Raw genomic sequence first — 23,602 nt, 5'->3', positions numbered from 1 at the left:
ACACTTAATTCAACACAATAAACTAAATCCTAATAATAGGAAAAGAAGAATCATGTTCTTTATTGTTGAAGAGGTTTTTTGATCTGGTAAGAAGTTTATTGCACAAAACTTTTGGGTAACGATTAACCCTCTAAGAAGTTAGGCAAATGAAGTGAGCTGATTCGGTGAGGTGATTTTTCAACTAGTTATTAAGCGCTTACAATCTAATCGTTCATGCTCGTGAGGAAAATTCCCCGTAATCTTGAAGTGGTTTTTTTCTTTTCCATTATAACCAACTTTAAGATTTACTGAGAGTTCTAAAAGGAAAAGAAAACTATAATACAAAACAAACAACCATTTGATTCATATTATAGCTGGTTTACTCTAACTTCGCAAGAATATTCTGAATATTTTTTTAGTTTTTTTAACTGTTAATCTTTTTCCATTTTCGCATACATTCCAAGCGTATCAAGAATGTCTTTATTGTGTTCTCCTAATTTAGGTGCTTGCGAATAAATAGACCCAGGTGTATCCGAAAGTTTGATTGGGATCCCTATTTGTTTTCCGATTAGACCCGGATAATCTTTTATCATTTGGCGATCTTTTATTTGAGGATTATTTTCCATTTCATCAAAAGTTATCACCGGAGAAACGCAGGCATTATAATGTTTAAAAATTTCTACCCACTCTACCAATGTCTTACTTTGGATGATTTGACTGATTTCCGTTTTCATTTCATCCTGTACATTTTGAGGTGCATTTAGAGAATCGATTAAATCCTCCCTTTCGATTCCTCGACAAAACTCGACCCAAAACTTTGACTCTAAAGCAGCAACGGCTAAATAACGTTGATCTAGGGTTTCATATACTTCATAACATGCTTTTTCACCCGATAAAGGTAATTCTCCTCTGTTCGGAAGGATATTATTTGCTAGATAATTTGGAAGCGTGGTTTGTAACCACGATACAGCTCCATCCATCATCGAAATATCGACAAACTGTCCTTTTCCCGTTAGATTCCTCGCTTGTAATGCCATTAAAATTCCAATTACTGCATTTAAAGATCCTCCACCAATATCGGCAATCTGAACGGCTGGTGGAACTGGTTTTTGATTACGCCCCCCTTGCAGATTTAGTAAACCAGCGTAACTTATATAATTGAGATCATGTCCGGGCAATTTTGCATAAGGACCGGTTTGGCCATAACCCGTAATCGCACAATAGATTAATTTTGAATTAATGCTGTTTAGGGTCTCATAATCCAACCCTAAACGCTCCATCACACCTGGTCGAAAAGACTCGACTAGTACATCGGCCGTTTTTACAAGTTCTAAAAAGATTTCTTTGCCTTCTTCCGATTTCAGGTCAATCGTAACACTTTTCTTATTTCGATTTAAAGACGAGAAAATGGCGCTGTCTGTTCCAAGTTTTGGCTCTTCCAATCTAGCATAATCCCCGACAGTCGGTTCCTCTATCTTAATTACTTCGGCTCCAAAATCCGCTAAGTACATCGTACAATAGGGGCCAGGTAGTAAGCGTGACAAATCTAGAACTCTAATCGATTGAAGTGGAGTATTCAAATGGATTCCCCCCCTTTGTATATTTTAGTGATTCTATTAAAAACATGTTATTTTCCCTTAAATAAGCCGCCTCTTGTTACTCGGAAAGCGTGCCGCCATCAATATAAAAAGTTTGGCCCGTAATATAATCGGCTGCATCTGTTAGTAGAAACAAGGCAAATTGTGAGATGTCTTTTGGCTCCCCTAACCGCCTTAATGGGATTGCTTTTACGGCACCTTCAAGCCATGCCTCATTTTCTCTTTCCTTAGCATTGATTTCCGTGCCAATTAGTCCTGGAGCAATGGAATTCACGCGAATATTGTAACGTGCCCATTCTGCAGCCAAAGATTTCGTTAAATGAATAACAGCTGCTTTTGAGGCTGTATACGGCGCTATCCGTTTGTATGGTTTCGCACCGCCGACCGAAGAAATATTTATAATTTTCCCCGAATTCTGTAGGATCATGATTTTTGCTGCTTCCTGACAGCAGAAAAATAACCCTTTAATATTTACATCATAAATAAAATCCCAATCATCCTCAGTAACCTCTACTGCATATTTGGTCACATTTGCACCGGCATTATTGACGAGGACATCAAGTCTTCCAAACTCTTCCATTGTCACTTTAAATAAATTTTTAATATCTGATAATTTCGATACATCACATGAAACCGTTAAGACTCTTCTTCCCAATTCACGAATTTCACGGGCAACATGCTCACAACTTTCCCTATTCCTGCTCGCAAGCACGAGATCAGCCCCTGCTGCAGCAAACTCCCGTGCCATTTCTGCCCCAATTCCGCGGCTTCCTCCAGTGATTAACACAACCTTATCTCGAATTTCAAGTACCTTTCTCAACTTTTCACCCCCTTGCTAATTTTGACTTCTTTTCATAAAGGAAATCATTTATGAAGAGTGAGCTACTGTTAATTCATTATTCATTTTATTTTTGTGTTCCTTTAAAAATCGTTTTGCCACAACCATCCGATGGACTTCATCTGGACCATCATAGATATGTGCCGCCCTCGCTTCACGATAAAATGCTTCAAGTGGTGTGTCCTTCGAATATCCTAATGATCCATGTACTTGGATCGCCCGACTAATCACATCATTTAGGATTTTTGCTCCATAAAACTTGATTAAGGCAATTTCCTTTCTTGCATCTTCCCCTTGATCCATTTTCCAGGCAGCATGAAGAGTCATCAGTCTAGAAGCAGAGATTTCAGCTGCTGAATCGGCAATGAAATTTTGGATCGTTTGAAACTCAGCTAAAGGTTTCCCACGTGTTTTTCTTTTATGAGCATAATCAAGCATTAAATCGAAACTGCGGTTCATAACTCCTAACCAGCGCATCGCATGTGTGATACGACCAGGTCCTAATCGCATTTGGGCAAGTTTAAATCCTTCCCCTACCTTACCTAAGATGTTTTCAGCAGGAATCCGACAGTCGTTAAAGTGGATTTCCCAGTGACCACCTTCACTGTAATCCCCCATAACGCCAATATCCCTTATCAGATCAAAGCCTGGGGTTCCTCGTTCTACAAGAAACATGGTTGCCCTTTCATGTGGAGCTGCATCAGGGTCCGTAACAGCCATCACAATCGCAAAGGTTGAAAGCGCAGCATTGCTTATAAACCACTTTTTCCCATTGATTACCCATTCATCCCCGTCTCTCACTGCACGTGTTTGTAATCCGGTTGGGTCGGCACCTGATACATCTGGCTCTGTCATTGCAAAGCAAGAACGAATCTCATCGTTAATAACAGGTTTTAAATAGCGTTCGATTTGTTCTGGAGAGCCTGCTTTCAATAGAATTTCCGTATTTCCTGTATCAGGAGCAGCTGTGCCAAACACTCTAGGGCCAATTGGGCTAGAGCCCAATAATTCATTTAATAATCCTAAAAAGACATTTCCTAACCCTAATCCGCCAATTTCTTTTGGAAGATGGGCTGCCCAAAGATTTTGGTCTTTCACTTTTTGTTGGATCGGTTTCAGAATTTCATCTGGAAGCCCTACACCAGGAACAATGTACTTTTCAGCTGGATAGACTTCCTCTTCCATTATTTTCATTGCCCTTGCTAATAACTCTTTTTGCTCTTCTGTTGGACTGAAATCATACATATTTGTCTCTCTCCCTACTTAAAATGATTGTCTTTACACTAGCGGGATAGGATCAGAAAAAATAAGTCATTCTTTGTAAGAAAGTTTTTTTAAAATAGAGAACCTCTTCTGCTCCTACCCGAGTTCAATGTAATATTAAGATGTACTTTTAAATTTAAGATTGAATAAATGAAGCTAATTCTTCATTGAAACGTTCCAGTTCCTCAAGGAATGGGGCATGGGAACTGTTTTCAAACGCAACCAACTTCGCTCCAGGTACTTCATTAGCGGAATATTCAGATAAAGAGAATGGTACAACTCCATCTTGTAGACCATGGAAAAAGGCAACTGGAATCGAAATTTCCTTTAATTGTTTACGTAAATCAATTACGCCTAAATCCGCCATTGTCTTTTCCGTTAACCAAGATTGCTCCATGAAGTTATTAAAGAGCCAATCTTTCATTGGTTGACCTACATCTTGGTGAAAGCACCCATCCGCAATGGCACGCGCTACTGCTGGTCGATTTGCTCTCATCGCTGTTAAAGTTGCTTTCACATTTTCTAGTGGAGCCCCAAGATCAAAGCCCTCTGTTGAAGTATACCGCGGTACGGCCCCGCCTACAGAAACCACCTTTGTTACAGCTTCTCCACCATAGCGACTGACGTAATCTACAACAATGGATCCACCAGCGGACCAGCCAACAAGAGTTGCATCTTTTAAATCTAAACTTTGAATTACTTGATTAAGATCATCTGCTAGTTGCGAAATTTCATAGCCATGTGCAGGATTATCTGAGTTCCCACATCCTCGGCAATCGATGGTAATGACTCTGTATTTGTCACTAAAATCCACAACCTGTCTTTCCCAAACTTTGCGATTCGCTCCCCAACCATGAACAAACACAATTGGTTTTCCTTGGCCTACATCCTCATAATAATACTGAACCCCTTTTTCTACCTCAACATATGGCATAAAAAATTCCTCCCTAGCGATTCATTTTGACTTTTATTTTTATTGGCCTACTCTTTGTTTACGTTGTACCGCTTTAAAATAAGGTAAAACCTCATCAGCATAGCGCTTCATCGCTCTCATTACTTTACGGTGTTCCATTCCTCCCATGCGGAACCAACAAGATAAACTGTTAATACCGGCGTCTTCAGCTGCCTCAAGGCGGTTAACAGCTTCTTTTGCATCTGCTAATAAAGCAATACCTGATTGATTTAAGCCACCAACATCTACAGGACCTTCCATTTCTTTTGCAACTTCAGCAAATCGTTCATATGTTTCTGGAGCTTGTGTTCCTTTAGCACCTGGGATGATATCCAATACTCGGTTAAAATAAACATTCATTTCTTTTTCTACATTTCTAATCGCTTGATCTGTATTATCAGCAATATTCATTTGCAGGTTTAGATGAACTGAAGGATTGATTCCCTTTTGTTGCAAACGTTCTTTTGCCCGTTTCGTATAAGCAAGAACATCATCCATTACCATGAGGGTTGGTGTGACCATAAACTCTTGAACCTCTTTTTCTACCATTAAATCAAATGACGCAGGACTAATACATGCATGATAAAATGGAATTCTCTTTTGAAGAGGTTTTGGGGTTAATTTTAAATTCTCAAATTGGTAGAACTCTCCTTCATAACTGAAAGTGTCATTAGCCCACAATCCTTGAATAATTTCGACATACTCCCAATACCTTTCCCTTGTTTTTTCCATACTCACGCCAAGACCTTTTGCTTCATGAGGCTGATATCCACGTCCTCCTCCAAATTTCAAGCGGCCTTTACTTAAAATATCAACCATCGCATAGTCTTCTGCAATTCGAACGGGATTGTCAAAATTCAGAATACTGACTCCAATGCCAATATCCATTTTTTTAGTAATTTGCGAGATGGCCGCAGCAGCAACTTGCGGAGAAGGCATACTACCATATTCATTAAAGTGATGCTCTGCAAGCCAGACACTTTCAAATCCAAGTTCCCCTGCATACTGTATCTGTTCTAACATTTCTGCATAAGCTCTCTCATGGTTTCCATCATGACATTCGTTTACATAAAATAGACCTGTTTTCATCCGACCATCAACACTCCTTTTTAATGTTCTTTCGATATCAAACGATCAACTAGTTTATTAGGATGACTTCAATTTTAAAAAATCAACCGTTTGTTTGAATTTATTATAACAAGCTTTTTAACTGCTTTCAACACTTTTTTAAATTTTCTAAATATTACACAATCTTAAACCAATTATTTTTTTCAGCAGAACAAAAAGCTCAAGCGCCTTGATCAGCCCCGATAAGCAAATGTTCTTCGGCAAAAATGTCGCTTTATGACTCTTATAGCTAAAGATTATTTAACTCGAGGGGCTAGGCGCTGGAGCTGGATTCAGCTAGCTATATCAAAGTTATTCACACCAAATTGAATCTAAATTTTCTAGACAAAAAGAAAACGCCTTCATTGAATGAAGGCCTCGGTCATTTTATACTATTTTTGAAGACAAGCATTTATTCTAATACAATTAAATTAAATCTGTTTTTGACCAATTTAATATCTTTTTCTATTTGAGAGATCAAGTCAGAAATACTAGAAAAGGAGATTTCATCTCTTAGGAAAAAACATACCTTGACCTCGATATTTTTCCAATATAGATCTTGATCGAAATCCAGGATATGGACCTCATAATGTATGGATTCTTCATTTTCATTAAATGTTGGTCTCGATCCAACATTCATAACGCCAATAAATTCTTGACCGTCAAAACAAACCTTCACTCCATAAACCCCTTTAAGCAAACCTACAATTTGTTCTTGGGGATTAAGATTTGCTGTAGGGAAACCGATACTTCTGCCAAGTTTTCTCCCATTTATAACCATTCCATTAAATGAACAAATTTCTTGGTCTTTTGTCATCTTAAGTAATTCACTCATTTGTAAAATAGGTAAACCATTTACCCTTGAAACCTCTTCAACCTCTTCCTTACTGGCTACATCGCCATTTATATTTAAAATTTCTGACATATATCCAATATGAATATTGGATACCATCTTTGTCAGATCAATAACCGCTTCCGTTAGATCAACACGCTCCATTAAACCTCTTTCTTTACTTATTAATGGAAAAAGATGACCTGGTCTTTTGAAATCATTTGCTTGAACCTCAGCAACAGTCAATGCTTTAATTGTATCCGATCGTTCAAAGCTGGAAATTCCAGTTGTTGTGTCTTTATAATCAATTGAAACAGCGAACGGTTTAGTATCATCCATGTTACAGTCCATTTTTGGAAATTCTAATTGTTTAGCTCTTTCCTCGGTAATACAAGCATAAACCAACCCTCTGCCAATTTTTGTCATCAAATTAACTTTTTCCGCATTTACGGACTCACCTAAACCAATTATGATCCCGATGTGGGTTTTTATATCATCATACATGATTATTAATCCACCATCTTTAAACTGGCTTAACGGAAGTTTAAGCGATGATAATACACTCATTCCGAACCACTACTTTCTTATTTAGAGTTTATTAATCTATCCTGCATGTAGACAATCTGCTGAGAAAGCTCTCCAATCTTTTTCAATAATTCCGGATCTTCAATTTCGTTATGAGCACTAAAATGTTCATTATGAGCAAATACGAAACTTGGGGTCACATAGGCATTTAAATAGCCTGCGATCGGCTTTAATTGATTTTCAATCACAAGGTAATGCTGGTGATTCCCTCCTGTAGCTACGAATCCCATAACTTTATGATGAAATTCAGCAGGAGGCACCAAATCGATTAAATTTTTTAATGCTCCGCTGAAGGACCCTTGGAATATCGGGGTCCCAATCACATAGGAATCAGCAGAGGATATTAAATCAATTACTTTCTTGGTATCACCTGTATAATCTAAGGATGGACGGCCATCACAAAATTGAACATTAAACTGCTTAAGGTCTAATATTTCGGTTTCTATTTCGGGGTTTAGTTTTTTTATTTCTTCTATTACTCTATTGATAACAATTGATGTCTTAGACCCAGTTATCGTTCCCGATATCCCTAATATTTTCATATATGACTTCTCCCCTATTTGAGCTTATTTGGCATCTATTCTTGTCTTAGGTGACCAACCTAATCTCTATTTTTCAGGCCAATTGGCTGGAACCGGAGCTATATTTCTATTGTAGTAAAGCAATGGACTCTTATCTGCTTTCTTTAATTCAATTACCTCACCAAGTAGGATGACATGGTCCCCTGCATCGATTTGTTGTATCGTTTTACACTCTAGGATTCCTAATGAATCTGTAATAACTGGTAAACCATTCTCAGATACCTTCCAATTCACCTTTGAAAAACGATCCGCTTCTTTTCCGGCAAATGCCCAACACGCATCCGTTTGATCAGCTGATAATGTGTGTACTACAAACTTCTCTGCCTTCATAAATGCGGCTAAAGAGGATACCTTTTTATCAATACTCCATAGTACAATAAGGGGATCAAGCGAGACAGAGGCAAAAGAATTGACTGTTAGTCCAACTGGTGTTCCTTGTGCATCCATCGTTGTTACAATCGTTACCCCAGTCGGATACTCGCCCATGATTTGCTTAAATGTATCTACTTTATTAATAGTTTCCGTCATAATATATCACCTTTCCTGTTGTTTTTTTATAAATACGAAATTAAAGATTTTATCTTAATCAAACCTTCTGATTTCTAATTTTGCAACGGTTTCTGCATGAACTTCATCTGGCCCGTCAGCAAATTTAAGCGAACGAACATGTGCCCAAAGTTGTGCCAATGGAAAGACATCACTTACGCCGCCTGCTCCATGAACTTGGATAGCCCGGTCAATGACATTGATAGCCATATTCGGTACAAGCACTTTAATCATCGCGATTTCTTTTCGAGCTACTTTGTTTCCAACAGTATCCATCATATGAGCGGCATTTAAGGTTAACAATCTTGCTTGATCAATTTCAATGCGAGAATCTGCAATCCACCTTCGGATGACACCTTGTTCAATGACTGGCTTTCCAAAGGTAACCCTGTTTCGCGCACGGTCGATCAATAATTCCAAAGCACGCTCTGCCATCCCAATAAAGCGCATACAATGGTGAATCCGGCCTGGTCCAAGGCGACCCTGGGCAATTTCAAAGCCTCGGCCTTCGCCAAGAATCAAGTTTGAAGCTGGAACACGAACATTATTAAAGTCAACAAATGCGTGTCCGTGTGGAGCATCATCATAACCATAGACAGAAAGGTGATCTTTAATTTCGACGCCAGGTGTTCCCATTGGGACAATAATCATCGATTGCTGTTTATGTCTTTCCGCATTCGGATCGGTTTTTCCCATTAAAATCATGACTTTACAACGTGGGTCCTTGACGCTAGAAATCCACCATTTCTTTCCGTTTATTACATACTCATCTCCATCACGCTCAATACTCGTCGAAATATTTGTTGCATCAGAAGAAGCAACATCAGGTTCTGTCATGACATAGGCAGAACGAATTTCTCCATTTAAAAGTGGAATCAACCATTGTTCCTTTTGTTCGGGGGAACCATAATGTTCTAAAAGTTCCATGTTACCTGTATCTGGAGCTGAGCAGTTGAAAACTTCTGGTCCAATCAGTGAACGGCCCATGATTTCTTTTAATGGCGCATATTCAAGGTTTGTTAAACCTGCCCCACGTTCCTTACTTTGTATAAATAGATTCCAAAGTCCAGCTTCTTTTGCCTGCGCTTTCATTTCTTCAATAATTGGTGGGATTTCCCAGCGACTTTTTCCTGCGTTCAGTTGCTCTTCATAAACACTTTCATTTGGTAAAACAATTTCATCCATAAACACCTTTACTTTTTCTTCCAATTCCTGCACTTTTTGACTCTTTTCAAATAACATGTAAACTCCTCCAGTATTAGGATAAAAACATATTAAGTAATCGAAACCTTTTCTTCATCGCAAGTTAAAAACGCTTTTCTATTTATGGGTAAATTTCGCAGCACGTTTTTCAATAAACGCTTGAACTCCCTCGCGAACATCCTCTGTACTAAAAATATCTGTAAAAAGATTTAATTCAAGTTCAAGGGCTGAATCTAAAGGTTGATCCGCTCCCTCATTCACTGCCTTCTTGATTCGGCTTAAAGCTTGCAACGACTGGCCAGCAATTTTTTGGGCCATAGATTTTGCCGCTCTCATGCCTTCTCCCTTAGGTACGACTTGGTTCACTAGTCCGATACTCAAGGATTCATTTGCTGTGATTGCTTCTCCTAAAAACATGATTTCCTTCGCTTTTGCCGGTCCAACCAGTTTAGGCAGCCTTTGAGTACCTCCGGCTCCAGGGAATAAACCTAAATTCACCTCTGGTAAACCAAGCTTTGCATGTTCTTCTGCAATTCGAATATCGCAAGCCAATGCTAATTCGCAACCTCCGCCTAATGTAAAGCCGTTTAACAAAGCAATGGTGGGCTGTCGAAGATCTTCAATCAAATTGAAGACTTCATGATTCGCCTTCGCAATCTTTCTTACCTCTTCTTTCCCTAATTCAATCCAACCTGGAAATTCCTTGATATCAGCTCCGGCCATAAATGCCCGATCTCCATTCCCTGTTACAATGACAGCAATAACCTCTGGATCCTCTTTTATCTGAAGGAAAATATCTTTTATCGCCTGAGCTACACGAGTGCTTAATACATTCATTGGTGGATTATCAATTGTTACCGTAGCAACACCATCTTGTTTTGTAAATTGAACGAGTTGACTCATTCTGATCCCCCTTTTCTTAATCAATTTATTAATCTTTCATCCTACTAGTATCTTACTTAGGTTGCATCCGAATTGCACCGTCCAAACGGATTACCTCTCCATTTAGCATTGGGTTTTCGATGATGCTTTGGGCAAGCTGCGCATATTCAGCTGGGTATCCAAGACGGGATGGGAATGGTACCATGGCTCCTAGGGAATCTCTTGCTTTTTCTGGAAGCGTATCAAATAACGGTGTTTGGATAAGACCTGGTGCGATTGTCATCACCCTGATTCCATATCGAGCTAACTCCCTTGCGATTGGCAGCGTCATAGCTACGACTCCACCTTTTGAAGCACTATAAGCAACCTGACCGATTTGTCCTTCAAAAGCAGCAACAGAAGCCGTATTGATAATTACCCCGCGCTCACCTTCACTATTCGGTTCATTGTTTACCATTTTCTCAGCTGCTAATCGAGTAACATTGAACGTTCCAACCAAATTTACCTGGATAATTTTGTTATATCCAGCAAGATCATGAACACCATCACGACCCAATAATTTTTTAGCCGGTCCGATACCAGCACAATTCACCACTGTATTGATTTGACCAAACTTTTCAACTGTCTGTGATAACGCTTGCGAAACTTCTTCTTCATTTGAAACATCTGCTTTTGTAAATAGGACATTATCTGATCCTAATTTTTCAATAATAACTGCTCCTCTTTCCTCTGATAAATCAATAATGACCGCTTTTCCACCGTTTTCAACAATTCGTGTTACCGTTGCCTCTCCTAAACCAGAACTCCCTCCGGTTACAACTGCAATTACATCTTTCATATTCATTAAAAATTCCTCCTTCAAAAATTTATTCTTTCTATTCATCAATTTTTTCAGTTACTCAATTCTTTCAAGAATGGTTGCATTAGCCATCCCGTTTCCTTCGCAAATCGATTGAAGGCCAAACTTACTGCCGGTTCTCTCCATCTCATGGATTAGGGTAATCATTACTCTGGCTCCACTTGCACCTAATGGATGGCCGAGAGCAATTGCCCCACCATTTGGATTCAACTTAGATGGATCCGCTTTAATCTCTTCTAGCCAAGCCATAGGGACAGGAGCAAACGCTTCATTTACTTCAAAAATATCAATATCGGAAACTTCCAATTTTGCCTTCTTAAGTACTAGTCTCGTTGCTTCAATCGGACCCGTTAACATTAAGGTTGGATCGGAGCCAACTACAGTGCGGGCTAAAACTTTAAAACGGGGCTGAAGACCCAATTCTAACGCCTTTTCTTTTGACATAAGTAGTAATGCAGAAGCTCCGTCACTCATCTGACTGGCATTTCCCGCACTAATGACTCCGTTTTCAATAAAAGCTGGTTTTAAGCTTCCAAGCTTTTCAATTGTCGTGTCTTTACGCGGACCTTCATCATGTGTAATCACTTGCTTAGTCCCGTCTTCTAATGTCACTTCAATTGGCATGATTTCTCGATCAAACCGACCTTCTTCTTGAGCTTTTAATGCTTTTTTGTGACTTTCTAATGCAAATTCATCTGCCTGTCCGCGAGTAATTCCCCATTTTTCGGCAATTCGCTCTGCTGACAATCCTTGATGAATGATTTCGTGTTGAGAGGTAAGCTTTTCACTCCACGATGTTCCTGTAAAATTCGACATCATCGGAACGCGTGTCATGCTTTCAACTCCACCTGCAATCACGATATCCATATCACCACTTAAAATCGCTTGGGCCGCAAAATGAACAGCCTGTTGACTGGAGCCACATTGGCGATCGATGGTCGTCCCAGGTACATGTATTGGGAACCCAGCGGTAAGTGCAGCTGTACGGGCGATGTTTACTCCCTGCTCTCCAACTTGGGTGACACAACCTAAAATAACGTCCTCTATTAAATCGGGAGATACTCCCGCTCGGTTCACCAATTCTCTTAACACTTCAGCTGCTAAGTCATCAGGACGTATATTACTTAACACACCTTTTCTTTTTCCAACAGGGGTTCGAACCGCTTCCACTATCACTACTTCACGCATACTTTTCCTCCTTCTACAAAATAAATGACAAGATTCCTATTTACAAAATTAAATTGTCTTAGCCGGTCACTAATAATAATGCAAAATCTGTGCCAACTATTAATTTAATCCCAATTTTTTCAAAAAGATAACCTATCCTTTGATAAAACACTCACCAAGACTAGTAATTAAGGTGAAGGGAAAAAGTAAACCTCCGAAACAAACGACGAGCAAGTGTAGGAAGAAGATTGATATTTGTGTTTGAAAATCAAACAGGTGCTAGATTAGTATGTATTGGTGACCAACAAAAAAAGCACATACATGTGCTTTTTTAGAGAATTTATCGTAAATCAATATTAGGGTATTTTTATATCATCGTATTTTTTTAGCTTATCATAAAGCACTGAACGACTAATGCCTAGTAGTTTACATGCTTTACTTTTGTTTCCATCCGATTTCTTTAAAGCTACTTTTATCGCCATCTCTTCGGCCTTTTCTAGCAATGTTTTATCACAGTTTTCATTCTCTTCTTCTAGAAATATACTCATCCCGATTTTCTTTAGTAAATAATCAGGTAAATCTTCTAAGGTGATCATTCCATTTTCTGCAAAAACCATTGCCCGTTCAAATACATTGCGGAGTTCACGAACATTACCTGGCCAATCATATTCCATTAAAGCTTGTTCTACTACTGGATCCCAACCAATAATACTGGTGCCATTTTGTTTATTTAATTCACTAATAAAGGCATGACTTAACTGCAAAATATCTTCTTTTCTTTTTCGAAGAGGAGGAATCTCAATCGAAATGACATTTAACCGATAAAATAAATCTTCTCTGAATTTTCCACCCTCAACCATTTCTTCTAATTTTTGATGGGTCGCTGTAATAATCCGAACATCGACGGATATTCTGTTTGTCCCACCAACACGGTAAAACTCTCTTTCTTGTAACACACGGAGTAACTTTGCCTGAAGCTGAAGAGACATATCTCCTACTTCATCCAAGAAAAGGGTTCCCCCATCCGCCATTTCAAATTTCCCAGCTTTCCCTTTTTGTTTTGCACCTGTAAAAGCACCTTCGTCATATCCGAAAAATTCTGACTCTAATAAATGCTCTGGGATAGCCGCACAGTTTACAGTAATGAACGGGCCATTTTTCCGATTGCTAGCACTGTGAATTGCGTGGGCAAATAGTTCTTTTCCTGTACCACTTTCACCGCGAATCATAATGGTGGTCTTTCCTTTAGCGGCTTTCATCCCGCTTCGAAACAATTTTTCCATTTGAGAATTGTGGGAGAGAATTTCATCAAAGGTAAATCGTGATGTTTCAGCCTTCTTAGTTGCAACATCATTTTGTTTTTCCAATTTTTCATAACTTCTAAATCTCTCACGAACCTCTTGAAGCTGACGATAAACAATTTTTCCGATGGCACCGATGATTTGATCTTCTTGGTATACAGGAATTCGATGGACAATGTAGTTGATTCCTTTAATTTCCATAAAATCACTTATTTCTGCAATCCCTGTTTTAAATACTGTTGTTAATTCAAAATGAGGAAAAATGGAGTCAATGGGAACGTCTTCGATTTCATGTGGGTTAAGATCAAAAAGTTCTATTAAGGAAGGGCTTACAAAAGTGATGTTTCCCTTTTCATTTACCATAACTAAGCCATCATAAGAGTTGTCAATCACTGTTTGAAGCAGGCTTTTCCATTTTAACTGCTCCGTAAGCAATTGTGTCTTTTGAAGAAAACTTTTGATAGCATCCGCTTTATCAATCACTCCAATCGGCTTTCCAGTTTTATCTACAACAAAACCAGTGCCCACTTCACTAACAGCAATCTGTTCTTCCAGTTCTTCCACAGAAGTGTCTTCAGAAATAGTACCGATATCTTTTCTAATAAATTTCCCAATGGATGTTTGCATTTTTTCATTTGATAAAAGCTGTTGATACAAAACACTCCGAGTAAAAACGCCAATCAGTTTTTCTGACGCATCGACTACCGGTAACGTATTCAACCTATATTTATTCATAAGGAAGATGGCGTCATGCAGTGTTTGATTTGGTTGTAAATATTCTTGAATTGGGGTCATAAAGTCCTTAACGTTTATCAAATCATTCATCCCCTTTCGTCATCTATACATTGTCTTTTCCTAAAGTATCTGTTGAAAAAGAGTAGTAGTCAAGGTAAATTACTCCTCTACTCCCTAAACTGTTTGATATCGCTACACATTTAATAGGCCTTTGTCTGAAAAGTAATCAACGGACGGATTTGATGGTACTATCTGAATCTCGTATTTACCGTTTATATTCCAAGACTTAATGATTGGCATGGTTTTTGCATGAATTTATATAAAGTGAAAGTTTTTTAGGAGGTTTAAAAATGTTAACACAAAAAATAAATGTTTCGGCTCAATCTGAAAATGAAATTAACTGGACGGAGTTTGAAACGTATCTTAGGAGTCAAATCCAGCTTGATACAGCGCAAATGGAAGTCAAACAATTTTCAGAAGGATATTCAAACTTAACATTTCTTATTAAAGTAGGAAAATGGGAAGCGGTCATGAGACGGCCCCCTTTTGGTAAAATCCCGCCTAAAGCTCATGATGTTGAAAGAGAGTATCGTTTGTTAGAGAAAATCAATCCAGTTTTCCCGCTTGCTCCAAAACCATACTTTTGTGAGCACAATCCTGAAATTATGGATAAGCCATTTTATGTAATGGAGAAAAAAAATGGGGTTGTTCTTGACGATACAATCCCAGCTGAATTTAGTGCTATACCAAATATTAAAAAAACCATTTCTGAATCGACCGTTGATACATTGGTTCAACTTCACGAAATTGATTATAAAAAAAATGGATTGCAAGATATGGGGAAACCAGATGGCTATTTAGAAAGACAAGTACATGGATGGATCAAAAGGTATCACAATTGTAAAACCGATGAAATTAAAGTTTATCCTGCTATTGAAAAGTGGATTATGGCAAACATACCAAATTCACCAAGCCCAACCATCGTCCACAATGATTACAAACTAAATAATATGATGCTTTCGAAAACCAATCCTGGAAAAGTCGTAGGGGTTTTTGACTGGGAATTGTCTACGATTGGAGATCCTCTTACTGATTTAGCCTCTGCAATTGCTTATTGGAAGGATGAAAATGACCCATTTACCGCCATTAATTCAGTAACAACTTTAGGCGGATTTATTTCTAGGGAAGAGTTTATCGAGCGATATGCTAAGCGGAGTAACAGAGACCTTTCTAATTTTCCTTTTTACTTAGCTTTCGCCTATTTTAAAATTGCGGTCATTTTACAGCAGATTTATTACAGATGGAAGGAAGGACATCTTGGAGATAATCGATTTAGTTCTTTAAATAAGGGCATTCACAATTTAATGACATTATCTCATGATGTTATTTATTTGAATCATACAAAATAAGAAAGGTTATAAGCAAGGATTAAGTCAAATTTAATTAAAAATTTATTGATAGGAGGGGAAATAATGTACTTATTTGAACTTTTTATTTCTATTGAAATTTTAAAGTATTTTGAAGAGGAATCTACCTTATTAAACACACAACAAAAAAGTTACACCACACTTTAAGAAAATACAATCTCTTTGAACGGATGTTTACTCCAGACCAAAAAAATAAGCCAAGGGACCCCTCCTTGGCTTAGCTTAATGTATTTATCCTTTAACGTGTTACGTTTTTTAAGACGTGCTTCATGACAAATGCGTATATGATTACCGTTCCACCTACAAATGCAAAAGCCATATTAACACCTTCCTATCCGCTCGACTGTGATGAGAATGATTTTCATTCTACTTTAAAATTAGAATATCACAACTGATAATCATTTTCAACATAGATAAGTTAATTGTCATATTTATTTAACAATTTTGGCAAAAATCGATTACAGCTCGCAAAGCTTCCTTCGTATTCCGTGAGTTCCCGCAGTGCTTTTTCCTCTGCTGGAATTCTGATAGACAACATAAGTATATTTAATATCGTAAACAAGCAAGCAGTTATGTATGCACCGAACATCAATGGTACGACCAAAAGTTCAATGGAAACGACCAAATAATTTGGGTGTTTGATAAAACGGTACGGACCTCTTCTAACGACTTCCACATTAGGTAAAACAATAATTTTGGTATTCCAAAAACGTCCAAGCGACGAGATTGCCCAAACTCTAATCAGTTGCGCACAAACAAACACTGCTGCCAACAATGGCCAGAAAGCTGAAAACTCACGCGAAAAGGTAATTTTCTCAAAAAGTAAGACAACAAAAAACATAGAATGCATTAACACGATAAATTGATAATGCTTCATACCAAATTCTACTCCACCCTGTTCCTTCATCCACTTCTCATTTCTTCGAGCAATCACTAACTCAAGTAAACGTTGAATAATTAAAACCGAAATAAATATCAAAAAAGGAAACATCACTTACCCCCATTTCAGTAAAAGCAATTCCGAACTAAATCCCGGACCCAGAGCCGTGCAAAGTCCATAAGCCCCTGCTTCCGCGCCAATTTCCATATATCTTCTAAGGACATATAGGATCGTTGCCGACGACATGTTTCCAAATTGCCTTAATATATCGCGTGAAATGTCGGTCATCGTAACAGGTATTCCTAAAGATTTAATATAAGCTTCAATGACCTTCTTCCCGCCAGGATGTGCAATAAAATGGTCAATCTCTGGCAGCTGGATTCCATTATCATTTAAAAATTTACTAACATTTGGTTTTAGCCACTCCTCTATAATACTCGGGATATCTCTGGAAAAGACTACAAATAGGCCTTGATCCCTTATATCCCAGCCCATAACATCTAAAGAATCGGGCATTAGCGTAGATTGAGTATTAAGTATGGCTGGAGCAGTCTTTTTAGCGCAAAAATCCTCTAGGTTTACCTCATTACCACAAATCAAAGCACATGCAACCCCATCAGCAAAAAGTGAGGTTCCAATTAAGTTACTCTTAGAAAAGTCATTCCTTTGAAAGGTTAAACTGCAGAGTTCAACACTAAGTACTAAAACCTTGGAATCTGGGTAGGCTTTGCAAAATTCAGATGCCCGGGATAATCCGGCGGCACCCCCAGCGCAGCCAAGCCCCCAAATGGGAATTCTTTTTGTGTTTTCCCGAAATGGCAATAGGTTCATGATTCTTGCCTCAACGCTGGGAGTTGCCATACCTGTTGTTGAAATATAAAATATCGCATCGATTTCTTCACAATGTATTTCCTTAGTTAAAAATGTCTCATTTTTAAGGCAGCGCTTAATTGCCTGTATTCCTAGAGTCACAGCACATTCGATATAGGTATTGTTTTTTTCTGCAAATGAATGATCTTCTCTATACCACGCAATGTCTTTCACGATGTGTCTTTTTTCAATTTGTCCGTTTTGGAAGGCTTTAAGCAGCCTTTCTATATCCTTAAACCTTTCTGAAAAAAGTTCTCTGGCAAAGTCAATGGCTTGCTCTTGTTTAATTACAAACTCCGGAACTGCTTCTGCTACTGAAAGAATCGTTGGCATTGGGTTATTCTCCTTCAATGTAGGTAATGGTATCTTTACCAAAATAAGGAGATGTATGTACGAAAAAAAGCTTCCCTGCCAGAGGGAAGCCAACGTTTTGAAGGTTGTTGTTGTTGTGCTCTTTGATTATAACTTAGATACCGCAGGCAAATCATTACGAAAACTTTTCCATTTTTCTTAAAAGCCTTAGTGATCGCATTTGCCATCCACAAATAAAGTTTGTCCATGCACATACTCCCCTTCAGGCGTTTATGCGCGCTTAACATCTTTTACTGTTTTTCTGATTGAGACTGAACCTCAATTTTGATCTTTTTATCAGCTAAGAAGCCACAGACTTTACAATATTCCATTTGGTCATAGAGGAGACGGCATGGTTCACAATAATATTTTTCCATAAATAACACGCTCGCTTCTCAAAATTTAGATACATCTATATCATTCTATTAAAAAGTTTCAAAATTGTGACAGCTGCTGAAAAACAAGCTTTTTACATCATTTCAGCCATATTCAATTACTTTTATCACAAGTATGAAGGGATAGTTCACACTTTAGTCACAACTACATCACTACTATTGTGATATAAATCACTGTTATATCAGTTTATTACTATTAACATAGTGTATATCTAGGGAATGAACATTTTGTGAACTGTTAAATTTGTTATTTTTTCATCACAATTGTTTTGTATTATGAAAGAGAACTTATTATTAAATTTAATTTTTCTGAAGGGAGTTTTGGGGGATGGCGAAAGCGGAACTGAAAACAAACAAAAAAACAGAAATTGAGGACAGCTCTTCTCTTAAAGGAACATTAGCGTCCGTTTTCTTATTGGGAATCTTTTTAGTTGTCACTTGGGTCAGTGTCTACTTCTTATTTTTAGACCGTTTTTAGAGAGGGAAAGGGGGAAAAACCATGCATATGCATAAGTTTGAAAAAATTTGGCTTATCTTCGGAACCGGCGCACTAGTGGTTTTCTTATCAATTATAGGTGTGAGCGCTTTTCACCTAGGTCACAAGCCGCCTAGCAGTTTAACGATTATAGACCCACAAAAGGTTGATACAACAGCTCCATTCAACAAGCCTGGATTAAACAAGGTTGAAGGAAAAGAATGGGACTATGAATTAGTGTATGTGGCCTCTGCCTTCTTCTATAATCCCGCTGAGGTGGAAGTTCCATTAGGTGCGAAAGTAAAGGTTATGGCTACAACAAAAGACGTTATTCATGGTTTTCAAGTGGTTGGTACGAATATCAATATGATGCTTGAACCAGGTCATGTAAACGAGATTGTCACAACGTTTGATAAAGAAGGCGAATATTTAGTGGTGTGTAACGAGTACTGTGGTACTGGTCACCACTTAATGAGTTCTAAGATAAAGGTGGTTAAATAATGAGCAGCCAAACAACAAAATTAAAAGTTGATCCACGTGATGGAAAGCTTGTGATGGCACACTTTTATGTTGCCTTTATTGCACTCGCTTTAGGCGGTCTGATGGGCTTACTGCAAACCCTTGTCCGCTCTGGTAAATTTGAGCTCCCATGGGGTATCGATTACTATCAAATTCTAACCGTACATGGTGTTTTAATGGGTCTTGTTTTAACAACGTTCTTTATTATGGGATTCCAATATGCTGCTGTCAGCCGAACAGCAGGTACTCATTCTCCAGCAGCACGCCGGATTGCCTGGATTGGCTTTTGGGTAATGACTGTTGGAACCATCATGGCTGCAACAATGGTTTTATTGAAAGAGGCTTCCGTTCTTTATACTTTCTATGCACCATTAAAAGCACATTGGATTTTTTACTTAGGTATGACATTTGTTGTGGTTGGCAGCTGGCTTGACGGAGCGGCTCAAATTATGACATATGCAAAATGGCGCAAGGAAAATCCCGGTAAACCTAGCCCGCTGTTAAGCTTTATGGCAGTCATTAATACAGTGCTTTGGATCGTAGCAACCTTAGGTGTAGCGACAACCGTAATATTCCAGTTACTGCCATGGTCACTTGGTTTAGTTGATACAGTTGACGTATTGATTAGCCGCACTTTGTTCTGGTATTTTGGACATCCGCTCGTTTATTTCTGGTTACTACCAGCCTATATGTGCTGGTATGCTATCGTTCCAAAAATTATTGGCGGTAAGATTTTCTCAGATTCTTTAGCACGTCTATCCTTTATTCTGTTTTTACTATTCTCAATTCCAGTCGGTTTCCACCATCAACTAACCGAGCCTGGTATTGATCCAGCGTGGAAATTTTTACAGGTAGTTCTAACATTTATGGTTATTATCCCATCATTGATGACTGCATTTTCTTTATTCGCAACCTTTGAGAGATTTGGCCGTTCTAAAGGCGCAACAGGACTTTTTGGCTGGTTCAAGGTTTTACCTTGGAATGACGCTCGTTTTACCGTTCCATTTATAGGGATGGCAAGTTTTATCCCTGCTGGAGCAGGCGGTATTATCAACGCCTCCAACCAAATGAACCAAGTGGTTCATAACACGATTTGGGTAACAGGACATTTCCATTTAACGGCAGCCACTTCCGTTGTATTAACGTTCTTTGGAATCTCCTATTGGTTGGTACCACATTTAACAGGCCGTAAATTAACAAAGTCAATGAACAAATTAGGCATTATTCAAGCTTGGGTTTGGTTTATTGGAATGGCGTTTATGTCAGGTGCTATGCACTTCCAAGGACTTCTTGGCGGTCCAAGGCGTTCAGCTTTCTCAACTTACGGAGATTCAGCTCAAGCTGCTGAGTGGATTCCTTACCAAATCGCACAAGCAGTTGGCGGGTCGATCCTTTTCCTTGGAATCATCTTAATCATCATTATCTTTGTTAATCTTGCATTCTTTGCACCTAAAGGGGAAGAAGAATTCCCAGTTGGTGAAGCAGAGAATTTAGAAGAAAAAGCTCCAATGATATTCGAAAACTGGAAATTATGGCTTGGTATCACTGCAGCCCTAATCCTTTTCGCTTACACTATTCCGTTAATCGATATGATTCAAAATGCACCTCCAGGCTCACCAGGATTCAAAACATGGAGTTCTTGGTAATATAACTTTTTAAACATCAAAAAGGCTTCATTAAAACTGAAGCCTTTTTTTATTGTTTATTTTAAAGAATGTTTTCGGTAAATTTATTAGTATAACTGAAAATAGAATTATAGTCGTTCCAATAAATTCCAGAATTCCAAAATCTTCTTTGTATAGGAAAACACTCAGTAACGTTGCAGCAACCGGCTCCACCGTTGCAATTATAGAGGCTTTGCTGCTATCCATCTTCTCTAGTCCCTTCGTATAAAATAAATAGGCCAAAACGGTTGGAAATAGGCCTAATCCGATTCCGTAAAGAATGACTTCTTCTCTTATTAGCATACTTCCTTTTTCAAAAAGATCGGTAAAGAGAAGTAAAGCAATGGAAGCAACGAGGAACGTGTAAAAAGTAACAGTAAATGGGCGATACTTTGCTAATGCAAATTTGCCAAATATAGTATATAAGGCATAACCGAATCCTGCTCCCAGACCTGTTAAAATCCCTATTAGATTCATTGATGGTGTTTCCTTAATATTTATTCCCGCAATTAAAATACAGCCTATCAACGTCCCCATAACAGAAATAATCTTCATAGCATCCATACTTTCTTTTAAAAACAAATAAGAAAGAATAACGACAAAGGCGGGAGCTGTATAAAGTAATATAACCGCAAATGATAGACTAAGTTGATTTATGGAAGAGAAATAGCACCAATTAAACAATACAATGCTAAATATCCCAGTACCGATAAAATATTTGCTATCTCGCAAACGAATCCTCATTTGTCCTGGATATTTTAGCAAACCTATTATCCCAAGCAAGAATACAGCTGTAACTACTCTAATTGTAACAATCTCCATTGGAGTAAAACCTAAGCTTGCCAGTTTCCTAACGAAAATAGCAATGGTTCCCCACATAATTGCACTGATTGCAATTAATATAATAGGACCTAATTTCCCCATCATTCACACACCTTATAAAATGAAGAAGAAGGGCATTAATTTCTCCCTTCCCTCTTTATCATTAATTTAATTGATACAACTTACCATATTTTTCGTACAAATAGTCAATTAAATATTGAGCATTCAGACCTTCGCCTGTTACATCATGAAGAACTTCTAATGGCTTTTTCTCCTTACCATATTGGTGAATATTCTGTGTCAGCCAATCTTTGATTGGCAGCAAATTACCTTCCTCCAACAGTTGGTCAAAATTAGGGAGGTCCTCAAGCATTTTGTTCTTAAACTGAGCAGCATACATATATCCCAACGCATATGACGGGAAGTACCCAAAGCTCCCCCCTGCCCAGTGAACATCCTGAAGCACACCTTTTGCGTCATTCTCTGGAGTAATGCCTAGATATTTTTCATATAATTGATTCCAAACCTTCGGAAGGTCCCTTACCTCTATTTCACCATTAAAGAGACCCTTTTCAATTTCATAGCGAATAATAATATGGAGAGGATATGTTAATTCATCTGCTTCGATTCTAATCAATGAAGGCTTGGATTCATTGATAGCACGGTAAAATTCTTCAATTGAGACAGTATCAAACTGACCTGTTGCGTATGTCTTTAACAGTTCATAGTTATTTTTCCAAAAAGAAAAACTACGGCCGACAATATTCTCGTAGAAAAGAGATTGCGATTCATGGATACCCATTGATGTTCCAGTGCATAATGGCGTACCAATCAAGTCTTTTGAAATATTTTGTTCGTATAACGCGTGACCGCCTTCGTGAATGGTACCGAAAACAGCTGTGCGGAAATCCTGCTCATCATATTTGGTTGTAACCCGGACATCCCCTGGATTTAAGCCGATAGCAAAAGGATGCACCGTTTCATCAAGTCTCCCGGCATCGAAGTTATAGCCCATTTTTGCAAGGATTTCCAAGCTTAGTTCCTTCTGTTGATCCTTTTTAAAGGTTTTAAACAGAAACTCTGTTTTAGGTTTATTAGGCGAATTAGCAATCTGCTTTACTAACGGAACAATTTTCTCTCTTAAGTCTCCAAAAACCTGGTCAAGGACTTCTACGGTGATACCTGGCTCATATAAATCCAATAAAACATCATATGGATTCCCTTTAAGACCCCAATAATTAATAAAACGTTTAGTTGTTTCAACCAATTTCTCTAAGTATGGTCTGAACAACTCAAAATCGGATTGTTTCTTTGCTTGTTCCCAGACAGTTTCTGCTTTGGATTGAAGAATAACATATTCCTTGTATTCATCTGCAGGTATTTTTTTGTTGCGTTCGTATTCTTTTTTACATTCCTCAAGGATTTTCGCTGTCTTTTGGGGTAGTTGATTTTTCGAAAGCGTTGCTATGTATGCTGCCATATCCTCAGAAGTGGACATCTTAAAAACTTCTGAAGAAAGCATGCCGATTACTTCAGACCGCTGATCCATTCCTTGCTTTGGAGCCCCTGTCCTTAGGTCCCAATAAATCAACCCAAGTGCTTCATTGTAGGCACTCATTTTCTTAACATATTCTAAAAACTTCTTTTCTATTTGCTCTGGAGTCATTCTCATAATAATCCCCCTTTTTACTAACCATTTGTATTTTATCACATTTTTCTGAAAACCTATGGATAAAAAAACAACAGAAGATAAATTCTGTTGTAAAGGAAT

The 23,602-nt window shown here is 38.2% G+C and carries 22 protein-coding genes; 4 read left to right on the top strand and 18 right to left on the bottom strand.

Features of this window, described 5'->3' with window-relative positions:
- Positions 1-410: 410 nt before the first annotated feature.
- The 13 genes from QFZ28_RS11275 to QFZ28_RS11215 form a co-directional block, all read right to left on the bottom strand.
- Complete coding sequence (locus QFZ28_RS11275) at positions 411-1,559, bottom strand: CaiB/BaiF CoA transferase family protein (protein WP_307194717.1); 1,149 nt, start codon at positions 1,557-1,559, stop codon at positions 411-413.
- A gap of 76 nt (positions 1,560-1,635) precedes the next feature.
- On the bottom strand, positions 1,636-2,397 hold the full coding sequence (locus tag QFZ28_RS11270; RefSeq protein ID WP_307194716.1) for an SDR family NAD(P)-dependent oxidoreductase: 762 nt from the start codon (positions 2,395-2,397) through the stop codon (positions 1,636-1,638).
- Positions 2,398-2,445: 48 nt separating this feature from the next.
- A complete protein-coding gene (locus QFZ28_RS11265) occupies positions 2,446-3,660 on the bottom strand; it encodes an acyl-CoA dehydrogenase family protein (RefSeq protein ID WP_307194715.1) in 1,215 nt (404 codons plus the stop codon).
- Positions 3,661-3,814: 154 nt separating this feature from the next.
- Positions 3,815-4,612, bottom strand: coding sequence for an alpha/beta fold hydrolase (locus QFZ28_RS11260; protein ID WP_307194714.1), 798 nt, complete (start codon positions 4,610-4,612; stop codon positions 3,815-3,817).
- Positions 4,613-4,651: 39 nt separating this feature from the next.
- Positions 4,652-5,719: an LLM class flavin-dependent oxidoreductase gene (locus QFZ28_RS11255; RefSeq protein ID WP_307194713.1), complete on the bottom strand. Its 1,068-nt coding sequence runs from the start codon at positions 5,717-5,719 to the stop codon at positions 4,652-4,654.
- Between the two features lie 430 nt (positions 5,720-6,149).
- A complete protein-coding gene (locus tag QFZ28_RS11250; protein WP_307194712.1) occupies positions 6,150-7,136 on the bottom strand; it encodes a 3,4-dihydroxy-2-butanone-4-phosphate synthase in 987 nt (328 codons plus the stop codon).
- A 17-nt stretch (positions 7,137-7,153) separates the two neighbouring features.
- Positions 7,154-7,696 (bottom strand): NADPH-dependent FMN reductase, encoded by a 543-nt coding sequence (locus QFZ28_RS11245; RefSeq protein WP_307194711.1) that lies wholly within the window; start codon positions 7,694-7,696, stop codon positions 7,154-7,156.
- A 66-nt stretch (positions 7,697-7,762) separates the two neighbouring features.
- Complete coding sequence (locus QFZ28_RS11240; RefSeq protein WP_307194710.1) at positions 7,763-8,263, bottom strand: flavin reductase family protein; 501 nt, start codon at positions 8,261-8,263, stop codon at positions 7,763-7,765.
- Between the two features lie 54 nt (positions 8,264-8,317).
- Positions 8,318-9,523 (bottom strand): acyl-CoA dehydrogenase family protein, encoded by a 1,206-nt coding sequence (locus QFZ28_RS11235; protein WP_307194709.1) that lies wholly within the window; start codon positions 9,521-9,523, stop codon positions 8,318-8,320.
- A 78-nt stretch (positions 9,524-9,601) separates the two neighbouring features.
- Entirely contained in the window at positions 9,602-10,393 is a 792-nt protein-coding gene (locus QFZ28_RS11230; protein ID WP_373428125.1) for an enoyl-CoA hydratase/isomerase family protein, read from the bottom strand.
- A gap of 46 nt (positions 10,394-10,439) precedes the next feature.
- Positions 10,440-11,210, bottom strand: coding sequence for a 3-hydroxyacyl-CoA dehydrogenase (locus QFZ28_RS11225; RefSeq protein WP_307194707.1), 771 nt, complete (start codon positions 11,208-11,210; stop codon positions 10,440-10,442).
- 51 nt (positions 11,211-11,261) lie between these two features.
- Positions 11,262-12,413, bottom strand: coding sequence for a thiolase family protein (locus tag QFZ28_RS11220; protein WP_307194706.1), 1,152 nt, complete (start codon positions 12,411-12,413; stop codon positions 11,262-11,264).
- 335 nt (positions 12,414-12,748) lie between these two features.
- A complete protein-coding gene (locus QFZ28_RS11215) occupies positions 12,749-14,509 on the bottom strand; it encodes a sigma 54-interacting transcriptional regulator (RefSeq protein ID WP_307194705.1) in 1,761 nt (586 codons plus the stop codon).
- A 269-nt stretch (positions 14,510-14,778) separates the two neighbouring features.
- On the opposite strand from QFZ28_RS11215, the gene QFZ28_RS11210 reads away from it, so the two are divergent.
- Complete coding sequence (locus QFZ28_RS11210; RefSeq protein WP_307194704.1) at positions 14,779-15,837, top strand: phosphotransferase family protein; 1,059 nt, start codon at positions 14,779-14,781, stop codon at positions 15,835-15,837.
- Between the two features lie 436 nt (positions 15,838-16,273).
- Here QFZ28_RS11210 and QFZ28_RS11205 read toward each other — a convergent pair whose 3' ends face one another.
- The 3 genes from QFZ28_RS11205 to QFZ28_RS11195 are packed head-to-tail and all read right to left on the bottom strand — an operon-like array spanning position 16,274 to position 18,165.
- Positions 16,274-16,846 (bottom strand): isoprenylcysteine carboxyl methyltransferase family protein, encoded by a 573-nt coding sequence (locus tag QFZ28_RS11205; RefSeq protein ID WP_307194703.1) that lies wholly within the window; start codon positions 16,844-16,846, stop codon positions 16,274-16,276.
- Between the two features lie 3 nt (positions 16,847-16,849).
- Entirely contained in the window at positions 16,850-17,938 is a 1,089-nt protein-coding gene (locus tag QFZ28_RS11200; RefSeq protein WP_307194702.1) for a type III polyketide synthase, read from the bottom strand.
- A gap of 35 nt (positions 17,939-17,973) precedes the next feature.
- A complete protein-coding gene (locus tag QFZ28_RS11195; protein WP_307194701.1) occupies positions 17,974-18,165 on the bottom strand; it encodes a hypothetical protein in 192 nt (63 codons plus the stop codon).
- 514 nt (positions 18,166-18,679) lie between these two features.
- On the opposite strand from QFZ28_RS11195, the gene QFZ28_RS11190 reads away from it, so the two are divergent.
- From QFZ28_RS11190 to QFZ28_RS11180, 3 genes are read left to right on the top strand one after another with little or no spacing between them, the layout of a single operon-like run.
- Positions 18,680-18,829 (top strand): cytochrome c oxidase subunit 2A, encoded by a 150-nt coding sequence (locus QFZ28_RS11190; RefSeq protein ID WP_307194700.1) that lies wholly within the window; start codon positions 18,680-18,682, stop codon positions 18,827-18,829.
- A gap of 21 nt (positions 18,830-18,850) precedes the next feature.
- Positions 18,851-19,327, top strand: coding sequence for a cytochrome c oxidase subunit II (locus QFZ28_RS11185; RefSeq protein WP_307194699.1), 477 nt, complete (start codon positions 18,851-18,853; stop codon positions 19,325-19,327).
- Positions 19,327-20,991, top strand: a complete 1,665-nt coding sequence (locus QFZ28_RS11180; RefSeq protein ID WP_307194698.1) for a b(o/a)3-type cytochrome-c oxidase subunit 1 — start codon at positions 19,327-19,329, stop codon at positions 20,989-20,991. The genes QFZ28_RS11185 and QFZ28_RS11180 overlap by 1 nt, the downstream gene beginning before the upstream one ends.
- Positions 20,992-21,021: 30 nt before the next feature.
- On the opposite strand, the gene QFZ28_RS11175 is transcribed toward QFZ28_RS11180, so the two are convergent.
- Together QFZ28_RS11175 and QFZ28_RS11170 are read right to left on the bottom strand one after the other, a co-directional pair.
- Complete coding sequence (locus tag QFZ28_RS11175; RefSeq protein ID WP_307194697.1) at positions 21,022-21,933, bottom strand: DMT family transporter; 912 nt, start codon at positions 21,931-21,933, stop codon at positions 21,022-21,024.
- 61 nt (positions 21,934-21,994) lie between these two features.
- A complete protein-coding gene (locus QFZ28_RS11170) occupies positions 21,995-23,503 on the bottom strand; it encodes a carboxypeptidase M32 (RefSeq protein WP_307194696.1) in 1,509 nt (502 codons plus the stop codon).
- Positions 23,504-23,602 lie beyond the last annotated feature (99 nt).

The organism is Neobacillus niacini (assembly GCF_030817695.1).
GTDB classification, from domain to species: Bacteria; Bacillota; Bacilli; order Bacillales; family Cytobacillaceae; genus Neobacillus; species Neobacillus niacini_F.
Note: the sequence above shows the minus strand (reverse complement) of the source record. Positions and strands in the feature narration are given on the sequence as shown.